Origin of the sequence: Sphingomonas sp. LH128, assembly GCF_000293195.2 — a bacterium.
Taxonomy (GTDB): domain Bacteria; phylum Pseudomonadota; class Alphaproteobacteria; order Sphingomonadales; family Sphingomonadaceae; genus Novosphingobium; species Novosphingobium resinovorum_A.
On record NZ_ALVC01000339.1, the window covers coordinates 1 to 3,076 of the forward strand.

Consider the following 3,076-nt stretch of genomic DNA (forward strand, 5'->3'; position numbering starts at 1 on the left):
AACGCTATCTACAATGCGACGGGAAAGCGGGTCCGCGACCTGCCGATCACGCTCGACAAGCTGCTGTGATGGGGGCCAGCAACCCTTTGTAACGCCCGCCTCTCCGAACTCTTCTTCTGCTCTCGAGCGCGGATGATATTCCGGATAGGCACGCAGCCATAGACAGCCGCCGTCGACCGGTAGGCTGATCACGCCGAACAGCGCGACGAGCGTGGGAAGGTGGCAAGCATCACCGAAGGCCGTGAAATCCGTTGAGCCGCGCCTCGCTTTTTCAGACGCTTCTTGAGGGCATAACCCGCTCCGCGCTTGACCGCCTGAATTCGGCCCTTGATCGGCGCCGTTGCCCGCCCCCAATCTATTCCATCATCGCAAGAAGGGAGCCTATCGAACAGGTCGCAAAGCCCACGGTACTGTCGGATATTCCATAGGGGATCAGCAACCGATCCTCGACCTTGAGCGCGCCGCAGGTGTAGATGACATTGGGCACGTAACCCGAACGGTCCGCATTTTCCGCCGTGAGCACCGGCTCGGGCGTACGAGCGAGCACCTTGCCGGGGTCGCTACGATCGAGCAGCGCACAGCCGAGGGCATACTTGCGCATGGCGCCGACTCCGTGCGTGAACATCAGCCAGCCTTCATCGATCGGGATCGGGCTGCCGCAGTTGCCGATCTGGATGAACTCCCAGGGGTACTTGGGCTCCATCAGCAACACGCCCTCGTCGTCCCACGTATCGATGGTGTCCGATTTGAGCAGGAACAGGTTCTTGCCGTCCTGCCGCCCGACCATGGCGAATTGTCCGTCGATCTTCTCAGGGAACAGCGCCATGCCCTTGTTGCGGCCCGCCTCCCCCCGGATCGGTTCGAGATCGAAACGCTGGAAATCACGGGTGCGCAGCAATTCCGACCGGATCGAACTACCGGAATAGGCAGTGTAGGTACCGACCCATTCGAAATCGCCGCCGCCATGATCGAAGCGCACCAGGCGCAGATCCTCCAGGCCGCCGCGCTGCTGCTCGGTTATCGGGAAGATCACCGTGTTGGAAAGGCTCGATTCCGTGTGGCGGTGAACCGACACCGAACAGTCGGCATCGAACTGGTCTTCCTCGTCAAGTTCCACCGATGTCGCGAAGGCGGCCTGCGGCCAGAGTCGGAAATCGCCACTGCATTCCGCGATACCCTCGCGAAAGGCGATCGAGCTGATATGGCCTTCGCCCACCGCGCGCAGGCTCATGATGAAGCGCACGCAGCCGCCATGCAGTCCTGTCTGGTCGGGGGAAGGGACGATCGACGGATTCATGAGCGCAGCTGCGGCGAAGGTATACTCATGGCAGAAATACGAGCCGATCAGCCGCTGCTTGGTTTCCGAGAACAGGGTGGGATCGAGGCCAAGGTTGCTTGCCACTTCATCGAAGCGGCAGGCGAAAATCCTTTCGGTCTGCCAGTGGCGTTCCTTGAAGTCGCGCAGCACGCGCTCGTACTCTAGCGCAGCGCGCTCCTCGGTGAGCGCGGCGATGTCATCCACCAGGGCCAGCGCCCGACCTCCGGGCGCATTCTTCGCCTGCCAGCCGAGATGGAAGGGGCGTATAACCACGCGCGCCGGATCGGCGTGCAGACGCGTCTCGAAGATACGAAGCGGCTCAGACCAAACGTTTTCAGGCCGGTTCAAGCATTCCTCCTTCCCGCGGGAGCGGGGTGGACAGAGGGACAATCTCCATAAGCGCATAATGCGACAACTGAAAGGCCAGTATCGACTCCGCACCGCAATTCGCGTTGGCACCGCGCGGAGTTACCCCATCCCGGCAACGCCCCGTCGCAATGTCAGCAAGGATCGCACCCCGGTCATTGTCGCCGAAGAACCACCGCCATGCCATCATCGCATGCTCGCGCCAGAATGTGTTGCCGGTTACTAGCCATGCCGATCCTGCAGCCTCGATCGCCGCCTGCGCTTCCAGCGGCTGCTGGTCGAAAGGCAGGTAATTGTGCTCCTTATGGAAGCTCTCCGAGCCGATTGGCCGGAACTGGCGCTTCGCCGAGACCTGCTGGGCACATATCCATTCCAGCGTTTCCAGTCCTGCGTCGGTCCAGTGTTCCTGCCCCAGCAGTGCGCCGGCTTCGATCAGGGCCTGGGGCAGGCGCGGATTGTCGTAGCCGATCACGGCTTCGAACCACGCCCAGTCCGGCCGCCGCCCTTCGCCCAGAAGACGCATCAGGATGTCGCCGCCGCGCGTGGCAGCATCGCGGGAGGCGCGGTGCTCCGGATCGCGGCGCAGTACGGCGCAGGCGCCAAGCATGGCAAAAGCGATTGCTCGGGGTGATCCCAGTGGCGCCATGTTCTTGTTCACATCGTCGTAGAGATGAAGCGCCCAGTCAGCGACGCCGTCATCGGGTGCGCACGCATAAGTCTCGCCCAGTGTCCAGATCGCCCGCCCATTCGAGTCCTCGGAGCCTTCATCCTCACACCAACTGCGGTCGAACCGCATGAAGTTTCGAAAACGCCCGAGATCGGGGTTCCAGGCGGATTGCACGAAGGCGGCATAGGCGAGCGTCCACTTCATCCGCTCCGCTGCGGACAGACCCTGCGCCACGTTCATCAGCATGAGCGCGCGGGCATTGTCGTCGAGGCAGTAGCCGTGGCGGCGGTCTGGAACCACGCCGATCGAATGCTGGAGCATGCCTGTCGCATCGCTCATCGCCAGCACTGCGGCGAGCCCCGGAATGGCGGTGGCTGGCGGCGCCGCCCGCTGGGGCGCGACCGCGCGAGCGACCAAACGCGCGGAGGCCTCGGCGAACTGCGGCCAGATCGTGGCGCGCCCGCGGCCGTAGGCACGTCGTTGGGCTCTGTTGCAAAGATTGGCGGCAGTCAGAGGTAGGCTGTCGCTCTGCGCCGATCAGGCGGCTGCTGCGAAATGGTGGTTGAGCATGCCCATGGCCTCCGTCAGCGCCGAGGGCCCAATGCCAAAAGCTCTCTCCACAAGGCGCACCTCGCCCCTGATGCCGGGCTGCAGGCACCAGGGGCGAGCCTGTCCTTTGCGCAGGGCTCGCATGACTTCGAATCCCTTGATCGTGGCATAGGCCG

General features: G+C 63.3%; 4 protein-coding genes and 1 pseudogene. 1 reads left to right on the forward strand and 4 read right to left on the reverse strand.

Annotated features, from left to right (window positions below):
* The 3 genes from LH128_RS34755 to LH128_RS24085 all read right to left on the reverse strand — a co-directional run.
* Positions 1 to 192: hypothetical protein (locus LH128_RS34755; RefSeq protein ID WP_327195250.1), on the reverse strand; the 192-nt coding region annotated here is incomplete at its 3' end.
* Between the two features lie 163 nt (positions 193 to 355).
* Positions 356 to 1,666 carry a glycoside hydrolase family 130 protein gene (locus tag LH128_RS24080; RefSeq protein WP_008832302.1) on the reverse strand — a complete coding sequence of 437 codons (1,311 nt, stop codon included), beginning with the start codon at positions 1,664 to 1,666 and terminating at the stop codon, positions 356 to 358.
* On the reverse strand, positions 1,653 to 2,672 hold the full coding sequence (locus LH128_RS24085) for a hypothetical protein (RefSeq protein ID WP_008832303.1): 1,020 nt from the start codon (positions 2,670 to 2,672) through the stop codon (positions 1,653 to 1,655). Before LH128_RS24085 ends, LH128_RS24080 begins: the two co-directional genes overlap by 14 nt.
* Here LH128_RS24085 and LH128_RS34760 point away from each other — a divergent pair.
* Positions 2,671 to 2,823 carry a hypothetical protein gene (locus LH128_RS34760; protein WP_327195251.1) on the forward strand — a complete coding sequence of 51 codons (153 nt, stop codon included), beginning with the start codon at positions 2,671 to 2,673 and terminating at the stop codon, positions 2,821 to 2,823. The genes LH128_RS24085 and LH128_RS34760 overlap by 2 nt on opposite strands.
* Before the next feature lie 65 nt (positions 2,824 to 2,888).
* Here LH128_RS34760 and LH128_RS24090 read toward each other — a convergent pair.
* Positions 2,889 to 3,076, reverse strand: a pseudogene (locus LH128_RS24090) (IS6 family transposase); the annotation flags it as partial.

Excerpts from the sequence above, each read along its gene's own strand:
- LH128_RS34760 (WP_327195251.1), top strand. The coding sequence starts at position 2,671 with ATGCCTGTCGCATCGCTCATCGCCAGCACTGCGGCGAGCCCCGGAATG.
- LH128_RS24085 (WP_008832303.1), bottom strand. The coding sequence starts at position 2,672 with ATGCTCCAGCATTCGATCGGCGTGGTTCCAGACCGCCGCCACGGCTAC.